The 1355-nt window shown below is 66.3% G+C and carries 1 protein-coding gene and 1 pseudogene; both read left to right on the top strand.

Annotated features, from left to right (window positions below):
- Positions 1-1121 (top strand): glycoside hydrolase domain-containing protein (locus tag AQJ91_RS53750; RefSeq protein ID WP_159054644.1); only part of this gene is annotated, 1121 nt, incomplete at its 5' end.
- Between the two features lies 1 nt (position 1122).
- A pseudogene (locus AQJ91_RS23860) lies at positions 1123-1355 on the top strand (hypothetical protein); the annotation flags it as partial.

The following is a 1355-nucleotide window of genomic DNA, read 5'->3' as shown; positions in this document are numbered from 1 at the left end:
TCGCCCAGAGCGGCGCCCGCTACATCTTCGGCGTGTACGGCACCCGCAACGTATGCGAACGAGTCTCCCGCGAGGCCGGCGCCCGCTGGTCGTTCGTCTCGGGCATGTCCTGGGGCTACTCCGGGAACCTCGGCTACCCGATGCCGCACAACTGGTCGTTCAACCAGATCCGCGAGTACGAGTTCCAGGCGGGCTACGGCCTCGACCACAACATCCATCGGAGGAACACCGACGCAGGCGTGTGGCGCCTCGACGCCACGGACACTGCCGACCAGGGCCTGCGGAACTACATCGACCACGTGAAGCGCATCGAGAGCGCCATCTCCGGTATGGGCGACGGACCTCCCCGGCACGCGGTGATCGACAACACTCTCGCCTTCCTGCGCTGGGCCGAACCCAATTACCACCACCCGAAATGGTCGGCCATCCTCGGTGCCATCTGGAAGGAGGTCCTGGATGCCTGCGCGGCCGCGGGCATCGAGCCCGGCGACATGCGCAAGTACTACGATCCGCGGGCGAACCACCACATCACCCTCGCGCACTTCGGCGCCGCCGCCGAGGGCCACTACACGTACCCCGGCAGCGGCAACAACGACGTAACCGTGGGAGAAGGCTGCGGATGGGCAGGGGACATTCTCAACGCCTATACGCAGTGGCGTGAGAACCACCGCTCGATGTCCGGGAGGGATTTCTGCATCCAGGTCGTCGGATCCGCCACAGTGGAATCCCGGTTCAGCAGTGACGACCTCATCGCCGATGTCGATGCCTACAACATCTCCCAGTATCTGCACGGCTTGGACGGCGGGTCCGGCGGCAACGGGGACGACAGGCTGCTGTCCGACGCCCTGTTCACGTATCACTTCTGGGATGGACCGAACCGCTCGGCGAAGCGGTTCACCCACTTCTACGAGAACCGGTTCGGCGGCAGTTCCGGCAGGTTCGAAATAACCGTGCGGAATATCCTGCTGGATAATGAACCCTGGTCCGTGTTCGACCAGGGCAAGGGGGGCTTCCTGCCTGACGACAAGGAGCAGTGGCCGGACAAGATTCCCTCGGACCAGCTCGCCTCGTTCGTCGAGGGAATGCACACCGTCTTCACCCGACGTATGGAAGGGGAATAGCGTGCGCCGCACCATCACGCGCCGGGGCGTCCTCGCCGCCGGGGCCGCCACCGCCATGGCCGTCTGGACCACCCAGGCCGGCCCGGCTGCCGCCGCCCCGGGCGCCGCCTTGAACAGGCAGAGCGCCAAGTGGACCCGGGACAGATCCGCGAACGGCTGGCCCATCACCCCCGACGCCGTCAGCACCCACCTCGTGGAGGGCTCGAGAGCCTCCGTGGACCTGCGCAACGGCCC

It is taken from the genome of Streptomyces dysideae, from assembly GCF_001514305.1.
In the GTDB taxonomy this organism is placed as follows: domain Bacteria; phylum Actinomycetota; class Actinomycetes; order Streptomycetales; family Streptomycetaceae; genus Streptomyces; species Streptomyces dysideae.
Note: the sequence above shows the minus strand (reverse complement) of the source record. Positions and strands in the feature narration are given on the sequence as shown.